General features: G+C 42.5%; 11 protein-coding genes and 1 pseudogene. 4 read left to right on the top strand and 8 right to left on the bottom strand.

Going from position 1 to position 19,150, the window contains the following annotated elements; all coding sequences use genetic code 11:
* Positions 1 to 366: 366 nt before the first annotated feature.
* From V7K97_RS18330 to V7K97_RS18320, 3 genes are all read right to left on the bottom strand, one after another.
* Complete coding sequence (locus V7K97_RS18330) at positions 367 to 4,224, bottom strand: PAS domain S-box protein (RefSeq protein ID WP_334802438.1); 3,858 nt, start codon at positions 4,222 to 4,224, stop codon at positions 367 to 369.
* A gap of 851 nt (positions 4,225 to 5,075) precedes the next feature.
* Positions 5,076 to 6,662 carry a B12-binding domain-containing radical SAM protein gene (locus V7K97_RS18325; protein ID WP_334802437.1) on the bottom strand — a complete coding sequence of 529 codons (1,587 nt, stop codon included), beginning with the start codon at positions 6,660 to 6,662 and terminating at the stop codon, positions 5,076 to 5,078.
* A 566-nt stretch (positions 6,663 to 7,228) separates the two neighbouring features.
* The gene (locus V7K97_RS18320; protein ID WP_334802436.1) at positions 7,229 to 8,242 is read right to left on the bottom strand and encodes a cyanophycin synthetase; all 1,014 of its coding nucleotides are present in this window, start codon (positions 8,240 to 8,242) and stop codon (positions 7,229 to 7,231) included.
* An 877-nt stretch (positions 8,243 to 9,119) separates the two neighbouring features.
* Between V7K97_RS18320 and V7K97_RS18315 the strand changes: the two genes are divergently transcribed.
* From V7K97_RS18315 to V7K97_RS18305, 3 genes are all read left to right on the top strand, one after another.
* The gene (locus tag V7K97_RS18315) at positions 9,120 to 9,356 is read left to right on the top strand and encodes a hypothetical protein (protein ID WP_292769779.1); all 237 of its coding nucleotides are present in this window, start codon (positions 9,120 to 9,122) and stop codon (positions 9,354 to 9,356) included.
* A 944-nt stretch (positions 9,357 to 10,300) separates the two neighbouring features.
* A complete protein-coding gene (locus tag V7K97_RS18310) occupies positions 10,301 to 14,548 on the top strand; it encodes a PAS domain S-box protein (RefSeq protein ID WP_334802435.1) in 4,248 nt (1,415 codons plus the stop codon).
* Entirely contained in the window at positions 14,545 to 15,534 is a 990-nt protein-coding gene (locus tag V7K97_RS18305) for a PleD family two-component system response regulator (protein ID WP_334802434.1), read from the top strand. The genes V7K97_RS18310 and V7K97_RS18305 overlap by 4 nt, the downstream gene beginning before the upstream one ends.
* 2 nt (positions 15,535 to 15,536) lie before the next feature.
* Here the strand turns inward: V7K97_RS18305 and V7K97_RS18300 are convergent.
* Both V7K97_RS18300 and V7K97_RS18295 read right to left on the bottom strand, forming a co-directional pair.
* A pseudogene (locus V7K97_RS18300) lies at positions 15,537 to 16,046 on the bottom strand (RNA-guided endonuclease InsQ/TnpB family protein); the annotation flags it as partial.
* A 27-nt stretch (positions 16,047 to 16,073) separates the two neighbouring features.
* Positions 16,074 to 16,820, bottom strand: a complete 747-nt coding sequence (locus V7K97_RS18295; protein WP_334802433.1) for a creatininase family protein — start codon at positions 16,818 to 16,820, stop codon at positions 16,074 to 16,076.
* Between the two features lie 95 nt (positions 16,821 to 16,915).
* Between V7K97_RS18295 and V7K97_RS18290 the strand changes: the two genes are divergently transcribed.
* A complete protein-coding gene (locus tag V7K97_RS18290; protein WP_334802432.1) occupies positions 16,916 to 17,125 on the top strand; it encodes a hypothetical protein in 210 nt (69 codons plus the stop codon).
* 77 nt (positions 17,126 to 17,202) lie between these two features.
* Here V7K97_RS18290 and V7K97_RS18285 read toward each other — a convergent pair whose 3' ends face one another.
* The 3 genes from V7K97_RS18285 to V7K97_RS18275 form a co-directional block, all read right to left on the bottom strand.
* Entirely contained in the window at positions 17,203 to 17,475 is a 273-nt protein-coding gene (locus V7K97_RS18285) for a cupin domain-containing protein (protein WP_334802431.1), read from the bottom strand.
* A 22-nt stretch (positions 17,476 to 17,497) separates the two neighbouring features.
* A complete protein-coding gene (locus V7K97_RS18280; RefSeq protein WP_334802430.1) occupies positions 17,498 to 17,857 on the bottom strand; it encodes a Mo-dependent nitrogenase C-terminal domain-containing protein in 360 nt (119 codons plus the stop codon).
* 554 nt (positions 17,858 to 18,411) lie between these two features.
* Entirely contained in the window at positions 18,412 to 18,957 is a 546-nt protein-coding gene (locus V7K97_RS18275; RefSeq protein ID WP_334802429.1) for a YARHG domain-containing protein, read from the bottom strand.
* Positions 18,958 to 19,150 lie beyond the last annotated feature (193 nt).

Raw genomic sequence — 19,150 nt, 5'->3', positions numbered from 1 at the left:
CCGTTTCGGAGAGGGGAATTTGACTCCCCCAACGCTCCTAGGGAAGCACGGTGGTTTCATACAAGCAGAGAAAAACTAAAACTGGTTTTCAAAGCCTCTCCCCCCGTGGGGGAGAGGTTTGGAGAGGGGTAAAAAGCCATGCAACACAACGAGAAATCAAGGCTGTTGATTTTACTCATTCCCAGGCAGCAGCCCAGGAACGAGAGAACCAGAGAAGTAGCTCCCTACTGGTAGTAGCGGGCTTTTCGTCCTGCACTACTCCAGGTTTCAAAACGGACAAGGTTTAGAAAGGCTAATTTAAAGAAGTCGGAAGTTGGAAGTACAGTTTTGCAACGGGGATTTAGCGCAAAACCGGGGCGGAGGGGTCTAGGGGCGTGGTGGGGCACTCTTTAGAAGTGGCAGTTTGACTGTAAAGGTCGCTCCTTGTTCTTTACCCGGACTATCTGCGTGGACAGTACCGCCATGTAATTCTACTAAATGACGGACGATCGCTAATCCTAGTCCTAATCCGCCGTATGTTCTAGTGTTAGAACTATCAGCTTGACGAAAGCGATCGAAAACGTAAGGAAGAAAGTCAGGACTGATGCCAATGCCTGTATCAATCACCTGAATTTGAGCATATTTATCTGTTGTCTGGTGTTTTTCTTGGCCACTGACTACTGACAACTGCACCTCTACCCGCCCTCCGACGGGTGTGAATTTGATGGCATTGGATAGTAGATTCCAGATGATTTGCTGCAAGCGCTCGAAATCCCCGGAAACTTCTGAAGATTCTAGATTTTCGCCATTGATTCCTAATGCCCAACCTGAATTTGACGTTTCTTTTGAGGGAATGAGGGAAAATCTCAAATCGATTTCCTTAGAGTGGGCGGCGAAACTAACAGTTTCAATGGCTGACTCAATGATGGGAACCACATTACAAGTACCGACATTGAGGCGTAACTTGCCTCTAATCATCCGCGATATATCTAGCAGGTCTTCAATTAGCTGGCATTGCGCTTTGGCATTGCGCTCAATTGTCTCCGTAGCCCTAGCCATTTGGGTTTCACTGAGCTTGGTTCGTTGCAGTAATTGCGCCCAGCCAAGGATGGCATTGAGGGGCGATCGCAATTCATGAGATAATATTCCCAGAAACTCATCCTTCATGCGGTTAGCCTCTTGCAACTGCTCAGTTTGTTGTTGCAAAGAAGCAATTAAACTAGCCCGTTCCATTGCGATCGCTATTTGGTCGCATACTGCTTGCATCATCCCCTTTTGATTGTCAGTGAAGCTTGACAGAGTGCGGCTGCCAAAAGAAAGAGTACCTAACAGCCGTCCTTGGGCAATCAATGGGTATGCATAATAAGCAGTAATGCCTAAAGAGCAAAGCAATTTTGTTTTCGGGTCAATTGATTGCTGCACATTCTCTACAGCTATTGCACAACGCTCCTGGGCTACAGTACCGCAAACTGCTTCACCATAAGCCAACGACTTAATTTCCTTTGCCTTCTCCTCGGAAATGCCACTGTAAGACTTTAGCCGCATTATCTGAGAGCCATTTTCAACTAAATAGTTGAAATAAACATCTAAGCCAATTTGGTCTGAGAGTTTACGGTAGACGCTATCAATTAGTACTACTGGTTGTTGACTCGATAGTAAATCGCTAGCTGTGTCGAATAGTAGCTTTAGCCTTTTGTAACTTAAGGAGAGGGCTTTTTGTGCCTCCTTGAGGTTGCTAATTTCTTGAAACACCAAGATACAGGTAGCGGGATGACCGTGCATTGCTGGCAAGGTATCAGCAAATATTAGTAGAGAGCGAACACCAGAGGGAGTGTGCCAGTCCACCTCCAATCCATTCAGGCGTTCGCCAAGGGCAACCCGCACTCCTGGCATTTGCTCATTGGGGATGCGATCGCCAGCTGCATCCGTGTAGTGGTAAACTGTGTGATACTCTGCTGCGGGTACACCTTTGGGAAATTCGCCCCCAGCTAATTCGTCAGCAGAGCGATTGGCAAAAGTTACCCGCGCCGTTCCTGGTTCGATAAATAGCAGAGGTCTTGGCATCAGATTTAACACATCTTCCAGCCATTTTTGCTGATTTAGAACTACTTCCTCTATCTGCTTGCGTTCCGTAATATCCACAAATGCCCCAACGCTTCCTCTGGTTTTACCCTCTTCGTCAAACAGGGGTGCAACGGACTCCAACAGGTTAACGATTTTTCCATTGTCATGGACTATATCAACTTCAAAATCCAGAACTTCAATACCATGAGCAGCTGAGTACTGCATGGGGAGTTCCTCTGCTGACAGTTCCCTTCCTTGGCGATAGATTTTAAAGTTTGTTGGTTTTTCATCCAAAGGAGTGCTGATGGAAGCATTTATATCTGAGGATATCCCCAACTGTTTGGCAAAAGCCGGGTTGACCTTGATATTTTGGCATTGTGGATCTTCGGCAATGCCAATTCCAATGGGAATTACTTCCAACAAAGTTTGTAACTCAGTAATGCGGCGCTGTAGATCCCTATTTAGTTGTAATATTTGTTCCTTGGACTGTTTTTGCTCGCTGATGTTGCGAGTCACAGTTGCTAAGGCAATTGGCTGACCTGTATTCTTGTCTGTAACAGTGAAGATGTTGTAATCAATTGGTATCGGTTGACCTGTTTGGAGATGTCGGAAGCAAAATTCTCCCTGCCAGCGCCCTTCTAATCGCACACTCGGCAGAATATATTCTTGAAAATAGGCTTTGTCTTTGGGCATGAAGTAATCTAATACTGCTTTTTGCCTGACTTCATCTGCGCTAGCCAGCCCTACCAGCTTTTGACCTGCATCGTTGATGTAGAGTAATTGACCCTCAAGGGTAGCGATACTAATAAAGTCAGAGCTATTTTCTACCAGCGATACTAATTTTTGTTGCTCTGCTTCTGCTTGCTTGCGTTCGCTTAAGTCGAGAATAAATGCTACTGACTCTTCGCGGTTTTCTCCTAGCAGGACGTAACCAACTAAAACCGGGATGCGGCTACCATCCTGGCGAATGTATTCTTTCTCGTAAGGCGTACAAGCAGTATTGGCGCTGACTTGTGCTTCGGCGACACCTCGCTCATCCAAGTATAAATACTCTGGTGGGGTGATATTGATCCAACTAACCTTACCCGCTAACAAATCCTCCCGTGTGTAACCAATCATCCTGAGAAATTCGTCGTTTGCCTGCTGGATACCGCCATAGACATCACCAAACATAATACCGATGACGTTAGCATCGACGAAACTCCCCAATTTATCTTTGTAGGTTCTCAGTGCTTCTTGGGCGAAGTCGCGTTGCTGGCTGAGGCGTTCAATAACCGCCGCACTTTGCCAAATCAAAACAGTAAAAATTACGATGAGGACGATGGCAAACACCGATATTGCAAAGGCCGGATCGTATTCTCCGGCTCGTTGACCGACAACAATTATCCACCCCAATATAAAAGGTACTGCGATCGCGGCAAATAATAAACGACGTGCAAGTAAGCCGCCGTAAGTATCACTTGTAACTACCCTCATTAACCCCTGTTCTGCCCTCGCCCACAAAATACTTATACTTAGTAAACTGAACAACAACGCTGTGTGTAACGCCATTGATGTTGTATAAGGGGCAAGTCCATAGAGAACTTTCACTTTGTAGGCATAGCCCATAAGCGCCTGAAAGGAAATTAAAGTAGCTATCAGAGCCAAAATCTGAGCATACCAATAACTGCGGTAGTTTTTTGGATGAATCAGAATTTGTAGAGCTGCACTGACAAGTGTAAAGTTCAGTGCTGTGTTCACCCCCATTCGCCCCGGATGCGATGTCGTCAAACTGGTTGGCGAATCACGGAATAGCAGTTCGTCAATACCAAAATTCCAGCCAAACACATATTGCCAGAGTGTGAGGGTAGCAATTGTAGTGACAGCTATTGCACAAACCCTAGAAATTAGCAGAGTGGGGAATAATTTTGAATTTTGAATTTTGAATTTTGAATTGTTGTCCCTTCCTTTTAAAAATAACCACAGTGACAAACCACACAGCACAAAACACAGCGCTGTATTGACTTTCATTGTGGCAGGACTACCAGAAAAACCGCACTTGAGAACTTCAATGTCAAGCCACCAGCCAACCAGTACTAAACTGCCAACCAAAATGGTGATTGCACTTGTGGCAAAAGTCGCAAGTGTATTTGCAGGGATTTTAAATATATCTTGCAGCCGCAAGCGGTTAACATTTAACATTGAGTGTTCTCTAACCGCATCTATCTAGCATCATAAGCTTCCGTATTTCTTACGGATTAATCATTTAGCTCACTTGTATTTTAGACTCCCCATTGACTTACTTTTCATCTACCTCTATGCATATTTTTTCTGGCATATTTTAGAGTAAGAAATAACGGTAGCTCAAAAAACCACCTTTGCTATCTCCTTTTAGGCTACGGTGTATACACAAGTCTCAAGTAGCTTATAACCCAATACGCTTGGGTTAAGGGCTACTGGCAACAATTTTTGGTTTTCGAGAGGCGATAAATCGCCGTCTCTACAAGTGTTTTGTTGCTCATTCTGAACTGTATTTGTGATATAACCTAGGTTTTACCCCACCCTAACCCTCCCCGATATATTGGGGAGGGAACTAGATTTCTTGTTTCCCCTGCTTCCCCTGCCTCAAGAGCTTATCCGAGCAGTATTGGGATGCCCGCCCCAGAAGATGGATAATTTATCGTAAATTCAAGGGTTTAAGACCCCAACCATTACACGTAGTATCAGTTGAGTTGGGGTTTAAATCCCCGACTCCAACTGTCTTTAATTTTGAAGTAATCAGTAATGGGTATAGGACTACTATTTGATTTTCAAAAAGATACGTAGGGTGTGTTAGCGACAGCGTAACGCACTAAATCCTTACGAATGGTGCGTTACTAACGCACCCTACAGTACCTAATTTTGTTCAAAAATCAAATAGGAATCCTATATTACTTATTACTTATTACTCATTTATTTCTGGGAAATTCCGAGAGGGGTTTGTTGGGTAACGCTTACGCTCAACCCAACCTCCGAATATTCAAAACCTACGCAGTATTGAGAAGAGATGTTGTCTAGACATGAGTAGAAATTAGCGAAGAGTTTCTAACCCTAGCTTCTGCTTCCAGAAATTCAGCCACTTGAGCCTCAATTTCATCCCGGACAATCTGGCGATACTCCACAAAATGCTCAATTTGGGCACAAACAGCTAAGTAGCTACTCACCCCACCGGGATTATGCCGATACATACTCCACAGGTTGCGCCAGAATTGCCAGCGCGTCTGACGACGTACACCTTGGCGCCAGCAAATCACCAGCAATGCCCGGAGTACTTTCCAGTTCAATGGTTTCTTGGCAGCTTTGCCCTTTTTCGGATAGGTTGCTTCACCCAAAAGACGGAAGTGTTTGTATGTCCGCTCCAAAAATCGCTCCGGCTCATACAAATCCCAGAATGCTTGCACATATTCATCAGCGATGTCTTCTAAGGGTCGAGTTGGCACAAAATTCATCAACGTGGTTTGGTTGATGTTGGCTGATTTGCTGCGGAGTCGTCCTTCCTTTTCTAATCTATGCCAAAGGGCTGTATCTGGAAGGGCTTGCAGCATACTAAATAAGGCTGTGGGAATTGCTGTTTGCTCGACAAATTTGACAATTCGTGCGCCTGCTCCCACCTTCTCACCATCAAACCCAATAATAAAGCCTGCCATGACTCGCAACCCTGAGCGGGTAATCCTATTCACCGCTTCACTGAGGGAGTCTCGCGTATTCTGGTATTTCTGAGTGAAAGTGAGACTTTCTTCGTCGGGGGTTTCAATTCCCAGAAAAACGGCTCCAAAATTACAAGCTACCATCAAATCCATCAGTTCTTGATCTTGGGCTAAATCAACTGAAGCTTCTGTGGCAAAGGAAAAGGGATAGTTATGTTCCACCATCCAGGGCAGAAGGGACTTCAAAAATAATTTGACATTCCGCTTATTACCGATGAAGTTGTCATCCACCATAAAAATACTCCGCCGCCAACCCAATTGATAGAGGTAATCAAGTTCTGCTAAGAGTTGAACTGGGTCTTTGGTGCGGGGTTTGCGACCATATAGCACAATAATGTCACAAAACTCGCACTGAAAGGGACACCCACGGGAAAATTGCACCGACATCTCCGCATAAGCATCAAACTCTAGCAAGTCGAAGCGAGGAATGGGAGTATTGGTAACATCTGGTTTTTCACCGTCAGAACGGAAGATACCTGTGCGATCGCCACGTGCGATCGCTGCTACAAATAAGGGTAGGGTAATTTCTCCTTCGTCTAATATCAAATAGTCGGCTCCGGCGGATGTCATTTCATTGGGTAGCGCTGTTGGGAAAGGCCCACCCACAGCAACTCGCTTACCTCTCTGTTTTGCCTCCAATATCTGAGAGAGCAAATCCTCTTTCTGCACAATCATCGCCGACATAATCACCAAATCTGCCCAAGCCCATTCTGCTTCTGTACAGACGCGAACATTTCGATCTACTAGCTTGAAATCCCATTCTTGGGGTAAAATCGCGGCAACAGTCACCAAGCCTAAAGGCGGTAACATGGCTTTACGGTCTAATAAAGCCAGTGTTTTTTCAAAAGACCAAAAACTTTTGGGAAACCGGGGATATAGAAGTAAAACGTTCATATTTGATGTTTATAAACCTTGATTTTTGTTGCAGGGTAAGGCTGAACCAGTCTTGACACCACATTAAAGCAGTTTCTGTATCCAGTAGCTTTAACTTCTACTATGACTGATTCAGACAAAGCAATATCTGTTCCTTTTATAACTTGGCAAATTGGCAACTCTCAGAAAATTAACTGTGTTATTTTCAGTCTTATACAAGGTGTATTTGCACTTTCAAGCTATTTAGACGGGCTGCAACCCGTCTTTATTTATTAAACCCGGAGAACCCCACCCCACTAAAGCTGTGCTTTGTCTCCCCTCACCTTAGCAACTGTGGTGTGGTGTACACACAAGTCTGAAATAGCTGATTAACCTGGGTTTTACCCCACCCTAACCCTCCCCTTTATAAGGCTACGGTGTACACACAAGTATTCTAAAGTTGTCCCACAGGCTTTTGATCCCCCCAACCCCCCTTTTTAAGGGGGGCAAAAACTTCTTAAAGTCCGCCTTAAAAAGGGGGATTTAGGGGGATCAATCAGTGCCTAAAATTACAGTCAACCACTTTTCAAACAACCTCTAAGGGCAATTCATGAATTGTCCCGACTTTTACTCTCGTTTTCAAGTGCTTTGAGAACTTTGAGATATAACTTTTCTACTCTTTTCGTTTGAACTTCACCAAATGATGCATAGTGAGTTAAACTAGGAGCGCCATTGACTTCAACGATCGTATAATCTCCCATTGGTGATGTTATATCACTAGTAAGAATATCCACACCTGCTAATCTTAATTCCATCTCTTTTGTAATACTTACGGCTAATTTTTGAAAATCAGGATGGATATTTTCAGTGAAGTCTACTGCCTCGCCCCCAGTCGATAAATTTGCATTGTCTAAAAGATAGATTATATTATTTTTGGGTATAACAGTATTAAAATTTAGCTTCCGTCTTCGCAAGTTTTTTTTGATTCTGTAATCTTCAAAATCTATAATTTCTTTTCTACCATTTTTGATAAAAGTTTCCTGCTTCTGTTGCATAAGTTCCAAAATAGTAGCTTGAGCATCTCCTATTATAAATAAGGGAATTCTTTGATATGCCGAAACTATTTCATCATCAAGTACTACAATTCTATAGTCATTACCACTATAAAATCGCTCAACAATAAATCCTGAGGTTTTTTGCAAGATTTTCTTGGCTACTTGATAGTATTCTTGCTTGTTGTGAACCTTTGTAACAAATATTCCTTGACTGAGATTAATCGGTTTGACAATTACGGGAAATCCCAACTCTTTAGCATAATAAAATCCTGCATCTATATTCCTGGTATTAGCTATTTCTTCGCATAACTCTTCACTAAAAAATGTTTTTCCTTCAGTAACCTTGTAGCCAAATTTATTCAGAAAAAAGTTTGAAACCCCTTTGTCTTTAGCTATTGCTACTGAGCCAGAAGAATTAATACTAAACCTGCTACTACGAAAAAAGGTTTTATTGCCGTTTTTAAATATAATCAGTCCCACAAAGGGGCATTCTGGATCTAATAAAACTATCGCTCCTATTTCCTCTGCTACTTTTTGAAGTATTGATGTTACAAATGGTGTTTCCATTATCATAACTATAATTTTACCGGAAAAATTTTACCTACTTTATAGCAATTAGTCAAGATACTTTGAACTAAAAAATTCCACTTTATATTTTCCCTAAAGCTCTATTAAAAGCCTGATGAAAAATTAATTTTTTAATATATAAAGATGAAACTAAACTAACTATAAAAAACGTAAATGCCCACAAGACATCTCCGAAAATGCCGTAGGCACAATTCATGAATTGTGCCTACCAAGGATTTCGAGCAACGCAGAATTAATTTTCACTCTTATGTCTAGAATATAGTTTTACCGTAGGCGTGTAGCCCAATCTAAGCATCGCACTAGAGAAAAATTAAGAGTTTGTCCCCTCATATCTTGCACCTAGCCCTGGCGATTAGAAATCGCGGCTATACAAACTCTCGTCCGCCTACGCGGACTAATGCAAAATCAAGGTTTTCAACCCGCGCAGGCGGGTTTTGCCTGTGTAGCCGCGACTTCCAGTCGCCTGGTACAAGATATCAGCCGCCCATTAATTATCCGCACGTTATTGTTCATTTTCGGGTGAGGTCTTAATAGTACTTTTTCAGACATTGATGCTCATCTTATTACTGATTCGGACTTTACTTATGTGTGAGCCTACAAATAATGCAAACCCAATAATTGCCAAACTTTCTGGTTGAGCATTGTTGTGTCCTGGAAACAATTGCAAATTAAGGATTTGAGATTCATTATCACCTGAAAATTTCAACTTAGTTGGTCTAAAATAGAGCGCTAAGTGTTGACAATTTATAAATAATCGAATAACAAGGTGGCAGCAGCATTAAAAAAAAGCGTTAGTGCATTCCTACCTAGAAACTAATTAACGCCCCTCATTAAACTTCATACGGATAACATCATTATGCCAGAAAATACGGATAACAAAGCTTCCAAATCAGACAATCAGCCTATTGCCTATAAAGAACGCCTCAATTCTTGGGCGATCGCTCGTCTACTTCCTAATACGCAACGGGAAATTGTTGCTCGTTTCCGCAGCCGTTCTGATGCCGATGGCTATATGCGCCATCTCCCTCAGGAAATACCAAATGCTTCCTATATGGTTGTTTTTGATTGTCAACGCCAAGAAGCTGTGATTTAAAGTATCAATATAGGCAATAAGTAGATCGGCGTAAATAATTAAAGGTTTGTAGTGTATCCCTTTGGGTATCTTGCTACGCGTAGCGTCTCCTAGAGAGGACTAAAGTCCTCAAATGTTAGCATAGCGTCTCGTTGGTGCAGCCTCTCGTAGAGAAGAGAGGGCTGGAGCCGCTCACTACGAATTAATCTCAAGATTTTTTACATTAGTTAACTTACTTTGGTTTATTCTCGCCTACTTACTTAGACCTTCACGCTTCACTTAAAAATTCTGGATGTTGATAGCAATCCTATTTGATTTGCTCTCCACCAAGAGGCTCAGAACCCCGACTTATTCAAGAAGTTGGGGTTCTTTTTGTTCGTAGTACCTTCTACCATCTCAATCAACCAGACAAGGGCAATTCGTAAACTTTTGCCACAGTGTACTAAGCTGTTCCACATTTAAGTTGCATAATTAGGGCGCTCATGTTGCCCACCCACAGGAGTTATATGAATTTTGGATCTGCAAATTAGATGTGGTTTAGCTTATACCAATTCTGTATGAAGATGCGCTCAACCATATTTAAGTACAAGAAATAAAAACGAACCGCATTCGCGTTAGCGTCTCCCCTTCTCCCAAAGGGAGAGGCTAACGCCAAGGGAGAAGTCCGCATTCGCGTAGCGTCTCGTAAGAGTTGGACAGAAAGAAAGAAAGAAAGAAAGAAAGAAAGAAAGAAGTTAAAAGGGTTTGGCGCAGCCTCACAAAGAAATGGTATTAGTACAGACAATTTGCGGCTCTCAAAAAAAAGGTATTTATAATCATAAATTATTAAGTTTTTCTGCCAAGATTATATACAAATATTTTACTTAAAAATAAATTCCGTAATTGCCCCCTTGCTATTGATATTTTAGATTACTTAAAAGTAAAAGTTAGCATAATAAGACCTGAAAGTGCTGGAGGGTTAATAAGTGGTCAAACAGCACCGATATAACTGGTTCAAAGCTGTGAAATTTTTCCGCAAACAAGAATTACTAGCGCTGTTGCTGGGGATTTTCTTCTCAATCTCTGTAGTCCTATTCTCGCAGAGGCTTTTAATCAAAACTCCGGGGTTGTTAACACAAGCAATATTGATTGCAGCCTTATTGCTTATTATCACACTGACATTATCAGTCTATTTTCCCCTGGCAATGAAAGCAAGTAATCAGCAAATAACAGCAATAAATCAGGAGTTAATTCACAGGATTTTTGAACAGAAACAGCTAGAGATTGCCCTCCGCATGGGTGAAAATCGTTTGCGGCAGTTGCTGGAAACTGTGAAAGTCATCCCTTGGGAATTAGACTTGAAGACTTGGCGATTTATTTACGTTGGACCGCAAGCGGTAGACTTGCTAAATTATCCGATCGCAGAGTGGTACGAGGAAAATTTTTGGGTTAATCATCTGCATCCAGATGACAAGGAAAAATCTGTTCGTTTTTGCCAAGAAGCAACTGCTAAGTGTAAAAATCATGAATTGGAATATCGGATGTTAGCAGCCGATGGGCGAGTTGTTTGGCTGCGAGACGTTGTTAGTGTCGTTGAGGAAGCAGGAACTCCTACCATGCTGAGGGGGTTTATGTTTGATATTACTAATTTGAAGTTGGTTGAAGAAACCTTGAGACTGAGGGAAAGGGCACTGGCTGCTACCAGTAATGGAATTATTATTGCCGATGCCAGACTTCCCAATAATCCAGTTATTTACGTGAACTCAGCTTTTGAGCAAATAACAGGCTACAGTGCTACTGATGTGATTGGGCAAAACTGTCGATTTTTGCAACGCACAGATACCCAGCAACCAACACTCAATCAATTGCGCTCATCTCTTGAAGATGAAACAAGTTGCAAAGTTATTGTCCGCAACTATCGCAAAGATGGTACCTTATTCTGGAATGAATTGAGTATTTCTCCTATCCATGACGAAAATGGCAAGTTAAGCCACTTTATTGGCATTCAGAGAGATATTAGCGATGTCTACAACGAGATGTGCTTACGCAAACAAGCCGAAGCCAGTCTGCGTCGGCAAGCCCTCACCTTTGAAAACATGCATGATGGCGTGATGATTACAGATTTAAACGGAAATATTATTGACTGTAATCCTGCTGCCGAAAGTATGTTTGGCTATACCAAAGTCGAGATTTTGGCTAAACATCCCAATCTTTTTCATCCGTCGGAAGTAGCCGCAACATTAAGGGCTAAAATTTTGGAAAGAGTCAAACAGCAAGGACGCTGGTCAGGGGAAATACATTTTATTCGCAAAAATGGTAGTGAGGGAACTTGCGAAACAACCGTAGTTTCTTTACAGGATGAACAGGGGGAAACTGTTGGCACTGTTGGCATCAATCACGACATTACCGAAAACAAACGAGCTAAAGAGGCGCTGCAAAGGCAATTGCAGCGCACCCTACTACTTGAACAAATTACTCAGGAAATTCGTCAAAGTCTTGATAGCAGCAAAATATTTGAGACGGCTGCTACCCAAATTGGAAAAGCCTTTAAAGCTGATCGCTGTCTGATTCATTCTTACATTAGCGACCCTACTCCCCGAATTCCATTCGTGGCAGAGTACAATGTACTGCCCAGTCACTGCTCTATGTTGAAATTGGAAGTTCCCATAACTAACAATCCTCATGCCGAGCAGATTATGGCACAAGAAAGTGCGATCGCTTCTCCAAATGTGTACGTTGATCCTTTACTCCAGGCGGTTGAACCGATCTGCCGAGAAGCTGGGCTGAAGTCTATGCTGTCAATTCGCACGTCCTATCAGGGAGAACCCAATGGTGCGATCGTTCTACATCAGTGCAGCTATTTTCGCCAGTGGACACCAGACGAAATCGAATTACTCGAAGCAGTGGCGGCTCAACTAGGTATTGCTCTAGCACAAGCTGACTTACTAGAACAAGAAACGCGCCGACGGGAAGAACTTACCTTGAAAAACTTTGCCTTGGAGCAGGCAAAACGTCACGCCGAAGCCGCAAATCGGGCAAAAAGTGAGTTTTTGGCGATGATGAGCCACGAAATTCGGACTCCAATGAATGCTGTTATTGCCATGACAGGTCTACTGCTGGATACTAACCTCACGCCTCAACAGCTAGATTTTGTGGAAACAGTTCGCAGTAGCGGAGATGCGTTGCTCACCATCATCAACGATATTTTAGATTTCTCCAAAATTGAGTCGGGCAAACTGGAATTAGAAGAACAGCCTTTTGATTTGAGAGCTTGTGTGGAGCAGGCTATTTCCCTTGTGGCTCCGAAAGCTGCCCAAAAGGACATCGAATTAGCTTACCTAATCCAGCCCCAAGTTCCCACTCAGATCATCGGCGATTTGACTCGTCTTTGCCAAGTCTTGATGAATCTCCTCAACAATGCCATTAAGTTTACTGAAAACGGAGAAGTAGTACTTTCTGTTGAATTGGGGACTGGGGATCGGGGATTGGGGATTGGGGATCGGGGATTGGTGATAAGGGGTAATGGGGATTTGGATCAAGAAACATCTTCCCAGTACCCAGTACCCAGTACCCAATCCCCTGTACCCAGTCCCCACTCCCCGATATCTGTTGGAAAAAAGCAACTTCTCTATGAAATTCAATTTGCCATCAAAGATACAGGTATTGGCATCGCACCAGAGAACATAGAGCGCTTATTCCAACCCTTCACTCAGGCTGATGTCTCCATGACTCGACGATATGGCGGCACAGGATTAGGACTAGTGATCAGCAAGCGGCTCAGTAAGATGATGGGCGGCACCCTTTGGGTAGAAAGCCAGGGGTTTGTCGGTGGCAATCCTAGCCCTAGATGGGAAAATGGAAAATTATTATCATCTCCTGACTCTTCCCAAGGTTCAACATTCTACTTCACCATTACTACTAAAGTGGCTGCTCAGTCCGAACAAGCTGAATTAAGCACTTCGCTAGTGCAGCTTGCATCCAAGCGAATCTTGATTGTGGATGACAATCTGACCAGTTGCCAAATTCTCTCCTTGCAAGCAGAGTCTTGGAAGATGGAAACTTCTGCTGCCAAATCTGGTAAAGAAGCTTTAGCTCAACTTGCTCAGGGAACAGAGTTTGATATTGCCATTTTAGATATGCAGATGCCGGAAATGGATGGCATAAGCCTAGCTCGTCAAATCCGCAAGCAATCTGGTTGTGAAAATCTGCCTTTGGTGATTATGACCTCTTTGGGTAAAGTAGAAACTTCTTCTGACTTGAATGATGTCCAGTTTGCTGCCTCTTTGAGTAAACCCATCAAACAGTCTCAACTCTATGATGTTATTACCCGTGTTTTGGGAAATGAGCCGCTCCCAGCTAGTATTTCTGATTTTCCCTTGGTTAATCGGCATTTGGCCCATCGACTGCCACTGCGAATTCTTCTGGCAGAGGATACGCTTGTCAATCAGAAAGTTGCCCTACTGATGCTACAAAAAATGGGTTATGGGGCAGATGTTGTCACCAATGGGCTAGAAGTGCTTAAGGCTTTGCAAAAACAGCCTTATGACGTAGTGTTGATGGATGTCAATATGCCGGAAATGGATGGGTTAGAAACAACTCGGAGAATTTATCAAGAATGGAAAATAGGTTTTCGTCCCCAGATCATTGCTATAACTGCTAATGCCATGCGGGGCGATCGCGAAGTTTGTCTGGCTGCTGGTATGAATGACTACATTAGCAAACCGATTCAGCTTCAAGAGTTAGCTGAGGCACTCAGCAAATGCTCACCCCAAATAAGTTTTGAATCTACTTCTATGGGAAGACAAGGGAGAGTGATGTGCCCAGAATTGCCACCTTTGTCAGATATTCTCCAGTCAGGGCAAAACCAGACATTCAAAAGCGCCAAAATTGATGCCAAAATTCTCCAATCCTTGCGGGATATGGTCAGAGGGGATCGTGTGGCATTTGCTGAAATGATTGAGTGTTATCTTACAGAGACACCAAGATTAGTGCAAGAGATTAGCGCCGCGATCGCAACTCAGGATATCCAGACTATATGGCAGACAGCCCACCAACTTAAGTCTAGCAGTGCTTCTGTTGGTGCGCTCGCCTTGGCGGAGCTTTGCAAGGCGTTAGAAGCACAGGGACGCAGGAGTAAATTAGAAAACAGTCTAGAATTACTTCCACAACTATATGAGGAATATGAACAAGTTAAAACTGCCTTAGAAAAAGAACTTGTGAAGGAAGCATCATGAAAGCCACTGCTCAAGAAAGCCAATCTTTAATTCTAATTGTTGATGATGAACCTTTTATTCGCCTGATACTGCGGCATTTCTTGGAGCGGGAAGGCTATCAAATAGCGGAAGCTCAAAATGGCATAGAGGCAATAAAAGCTTTTAAGCAACTGCACCCTGATATCGTACTTCTTGATGCCATAATGCCGGATATGGATGGGTTCGAGTTTTGCAAGCAGTTGGAGCTTTTGGATTCTAGCAAGCACACTCCAGTTTTAATGATTACAGGACTTGAAGATCAAGAGTCAGTTGACCGGGCATTTGCAGTGGGGGCAATGGATTATGTTACCAAGCCGATTCACTGGCCAGTTTTGCGACAACGGGTAAAACGCTTGATTGAACAATCTCAGTTACAGCAAAAACTAGAAGCTGTGAATGTGGAATTGCAACGATTAGTTACCATCGATGGGTTAACTCAAGTAGCTAACCGCCGACGGTTTGAAGAGTATTTGAACCAAGAGTGGCAGAGGATGAAACGAGATCAACAGTCTCTTTCCCTGATTCTTTGCGATGTTGATTTCTTCAAATTATATAATGATACATACGGTCATCGGGTAGGCGATCGCTGTCTTCAAGAAATTGCTCAAGCTATCAAAGATATTATCAAACGTCCTGGAGATTTAGTTGCCCGTTATGGTGGGGAAGAATTTGCTGTGATTTTACCTAACACAGACACCGAGGGGGCGACTAATATTGCCGAAAAAATTTGTCATGCTGTCCGAACACTGGCAATTCCTCATCAAAATTCTCAGGTTAGTCCTCATGTAACCATTAGTGCCGGGTTTACGACAGAAATTCCTCAGCCAGATTCTGACTTGGAAGAAATGATTGCGGCAGCAGATCGGGCATTGTATCAAGCAAAAGCAGCAGGACGCGATCGCTTTGTGCAAAATATTTTACTACCCGGAACTGACATACTCCCCACCCTTGAAGGGTGGGGATTCTAGCTTCAAACAGCAATTGCAGGCATAGCCTGTCTGACATCACCTAAGCCAATGGTTGATGCCCCAACCATTTGAATATTGCGGCTAGCGTTCGTATCCCTTCCATTAATCGATTGACAGGATGGACAACGCCACTCTCTAATAGACAAATCTAGTTTTTCCAGGACGTGTCCACAATGAGAACAAGTCTTGCTGCTGGGATACCATTGGTCGATGAAAACAACCAATTTGTTTTTTTTCTTAGCAACCCATTCTAATATTTGTAGAAATTCACCAAAAGCTAAGTCTGATATTTTCCGTCCCCAAAGGCGTTGCATCCCCTTGAGGTTTAAGGTTTCAAAACACAGAACATCAAACCGATCTGTTAACTCGTGAGCTAGCTTCCAAAACCAATCACTTCTTCGGTTAGAAATATCTTCGTATTTGCGTACTAAATTCTTCCTTGCCCGTTCTCGGTTGGCTGATAGCGAAGCGTTAGCGACGTTAGGAGCGTCACCCTTTAGTTTTCTGGAATGGTGCCATTCACCCTTTACCCCTCTTTTTTATTCAGCGTTCAAAAATTCCAAATATCCATTGCTAAGTTCTTTCACCGCCAAATCATAAAATTGCTTACCGTGTTCAGGCGTTGCTAAAGCCGGATTTGATCCCATACGTCCATCTGGATAACGCACTCGAAAGTCAGCAGCGCTATAAATTTTATGTCCACTTGCAACTTCTGGTGAAAGTAGTGCTTGCTTAATCGCCTCTGGATAAACGTACTGGGTGAGGGCTATTTCACTTGGTGTTGCATGAGATCCTTCTTGATCCCCATACAATTCTTTAGCTAGCTTATATACAGAACCGCACATAAACCAGTTTGCCACTTGACATTGCACCTGTTGAGCATTAGTAATGTGCAAATCTTCTAAATGAGCGTAAGTTTCTGAAAAAGCAGCTTTTAGGGTAGCGATGTTACCGCCGTGTCCGTTAATAAAGTAGAACTTGCTAAAACCAGCTTTGGCTAAACAGGTTACATAATCTCGCACTACTTGAATTAAAGTGCTGGGGCGCAGACTGATTGAGCCAGGAAAAGCAGTATGATGCAGTGCCATCCCCACATTGATTGTCGGGCCAACGATCGCTTGAGTTACATCACCTACACCAGCTGCGATCGCTTCTGCACAAATGGCATCAGTGCCAATTAATCCCGTTGGCCCATGTTGTTCTGTGGAACCAATAGGGAAAATTATCCCCTTTGACTGCTGTAAATAAGCTTCGACTTCTTGCCAAGTACTTAAATGCAGTAACATTTTTGATGATTCTCCTCAATAATATTGCGGTGGGACGAAACCTTTTTCTGCTAAACTCCCACTAATACGATTATGAACTCTCTGGATTTTTTGTGGTGGCGATCGCACAAGATCCCCGACTTCATAAAAGTTGTCGGGGATCTATCTTCACTGCCATATTTGGTAAAAATGAGACTATCTATTTCTATGAAAATTACGCTATGGAGTCGCAACGAGTTTCCATAGATATGTATATCAGCAATTTACCGATTCTGCCACTTTATCCTCCGAGACTCGCTGCGAACCTCCGCAGAATAGAAATCTAAATTAAGTTATGAGATGTTGTGAGATATTCGTCTTTTGGATCATCAAGTAGACAAAGGGGATCACTCTTATCTATTGACTAATCAAAGTAATAATGTTTTTTCACGTCCCTTGTAATTTCCCATGTACAAGACATCCCAGCCGGAAAGATCACCAAATTGCCTTCACCCATTTGCACTGGCTGTCCACCATCAGGAGTAACAACTACGTCACCTTCCAAAAAGTAGCAAGTTTCTTGAGAATCATAAGTCCAAGGGAATTTGGAGACTTGCTTTTTCCAAATTTCCCATTTACAGACACCCAATTCATTGAGACGTTCTTCTGTGGGTTGATGCTCAATTTTAATTTCCATATAATGCCTTCTCTAGTTATGTTCAGCAGTAGGATTGAATATCCTCTCCACACTGATCTACTAGATAACACAAAGCGCGAAAACGCAAGTATACAAGTTCGTTATAAAGCGGATTCAGCTTGCACATTGGCGGAATGTGTCCTACTTTGCGACCAAAAAGCATGATATCACGCTCGAATGGACACTGAGCAGGAATCAGTTTAGCAATAAATTTGGCTAATTTCCGATTCTGAATCTCAATTTTGTCCAGCCATTGACGTAATGGTTGCAGTAAATCTAGTTTAGGTTGAGCAAATTGCTTTTCACTACCTTTTTGATTGTTTTCTTCTAAAGGTTTAATAAAAGCAGTCAGAAAAATACGCCGATTATTTGTTTTAAGCATAGTGATAGGCAAGGTTTTCCTTGTGTAGATGAACTATTTGCCGATTGGGAATATTACCATGTAATCTGTCTAGTCAATTTGCATTCCGCTTGTAAGTTAACAAGCAAAGTCAGCAGAATGCCAATAATTTACATGCATCTTTGAGGGGAAATTGTTTAACTAATTGTTATTTAAACCCACCAAATCATGAAGAACTGTCCCGTTAAATACAAAATAACAAAGAAAATATAAAAATGACATTTCTTTAACTTATGGATTTCTAATCTGGAACATAGCTATCTTATATATACTAAATATAAATGCCTGGTCTTGAAACTGCCTAGTATCTAGAGATGTAGTTTATGGCACACAAAGACCGTTTTGTTCTAACCCCATGTACATTTCGCTAGGATTAGCCCCTAATATCTCTCGATTTTAGGGTATTGAATATCCATAAATTTGTCTGATCTAGTATATAAGATAATCTGTATATTATCTAATAAGTAGCAATAATTAGGACTTAGGCAAGGGCATTGGTTATTCTCCTCAGTCGCCACTTCGCGATTATGAAAAACTTATTTCTTAAAATATCTCAAGCCTTTACGGTCTTGATATTTGTTGATATACTCTACATTCTGTTGCTCGAATTTTGACAGCGATTTAAGTGGAAATGTCTCTGGTGAATATATAGGACTATACCAAGATTGGTTATTAAAGTAATTTTGTAATTCAGCAGTGTCAAAACGGCGACCGTGAACGGCAAAAATCGAATTTCGCATAATATCTAGTTGAAAACCACTTTTACCATCCAAATCTGCATCAGTTACAAGTCTTTGAGAAAGCCAGAAGTAATTGTTGACAGCCGTGGGATCACCTGGCGGTACTGATGTTGAGGAAGGTGCAGATTGAGTAGTTGATGTAAATTTCGGACTTTCTATCACCGGGCTGGTGACAGTTGACGGTGTTTCTGAAGGTAATACCGTTATGGGTTGAGAAGATTTTGTTAACACTTGGCTAATAATCACAGATGCACCGATTAGCCCACCTGCAATCAAACTGCCGATCAGGATATTATTCTGACTATTACTACTTTGAGGGCTAGGCTGTGGTTTGACTGGCACTGTCTGAGGTGGCGGTGCAGAGATAAACTAAATGTCTAAATTCTTATCCAAAATTTCTCAAAGTTCATCAGTTTGATCAAGTTTAGTTTGTACCCATACTTCAATCACTTCTCTCAACGAAGAGGCAGGGGGCAGGGGGCAGGGAGCGGGGGGAAATGACCCCTGTCCCCTGCCTAGTTTGCGGAGCGGAACA

The sequence above is a fragment of the Nostoc sp. genome (assembly GCF_036917815.1).
Taxonomy (GTDB): domain Bacteria; phylum Cyanobacteriota; class Cyanobacteriia; order Cyanobacteriales; family Nostocaceae; genus Nostoc.
Note: the sequence above shows the minus strand (reverse complement) of the source record. Positions and strands in the feature narration are given on the sequence as shown.

Excerpts from the sequence above, each read along its gene's own strand:
- V7K97_RS18280 (WP_334802430.1), bottom strand. The coding sequence starts at position 17,857 with ATGCTTAAAACAAATAATCGGCGTATTTTTCTGACTGCTTTTATTAAA.
- V7K97_RS18320 (WP_334802436.1), bottom strand. The coding sequence starts at position 8,242 with ATGGAAACACCATTTGTAACATCAATACTTCAAAAAGTAGCAGAGGAA.
- V7K97_RS18315 (WP_292769779.1), top strand. The coding sequence starts at position 9,120 with ATGCCAGAAAATACGGATAACAAAGCTTCCAAATCAGACAATCAGCCT.
- V7K97_RS18325 (WP_334802437.1), bottom strand. The coding sequence starts at position 6,662 with ATGAACGTTTTACTTCTATATCCCCGGTTTCCCAAAAGTTTTTGGTCT.
- V7K97_RS18295 (WP_334802433.1), bottom strand. The coding sequence starts at position 16,820 with ATGTTACTGCATTTAAGTACTTGGCAAGAAGTCGAAGCTTATTTACAG.
- V7K97_RS18285 (WP_334802431.1), bottom strand. The coding sequence starts at position 17,475 with ATGGAAATTAAAATTGAGCATCAACCCACAGAAGAACGTCTCAATGAA.
- V7K97_RS18330 (WP_334802438.1), bottom strand. The coding sequence starts at position 4,224 with ATGTTAAATGTTAACCGCTTGCGGCTGCAAGATATATTTAAAATCCCT.
- V7K97_RS18305 (WP_334802434.1), top strand. The coding sequence starts at position 14,545 with ATGAAAGCCACTGCTCAAGAAAGCCAATCTTTAATTCTAATTGTTGAT.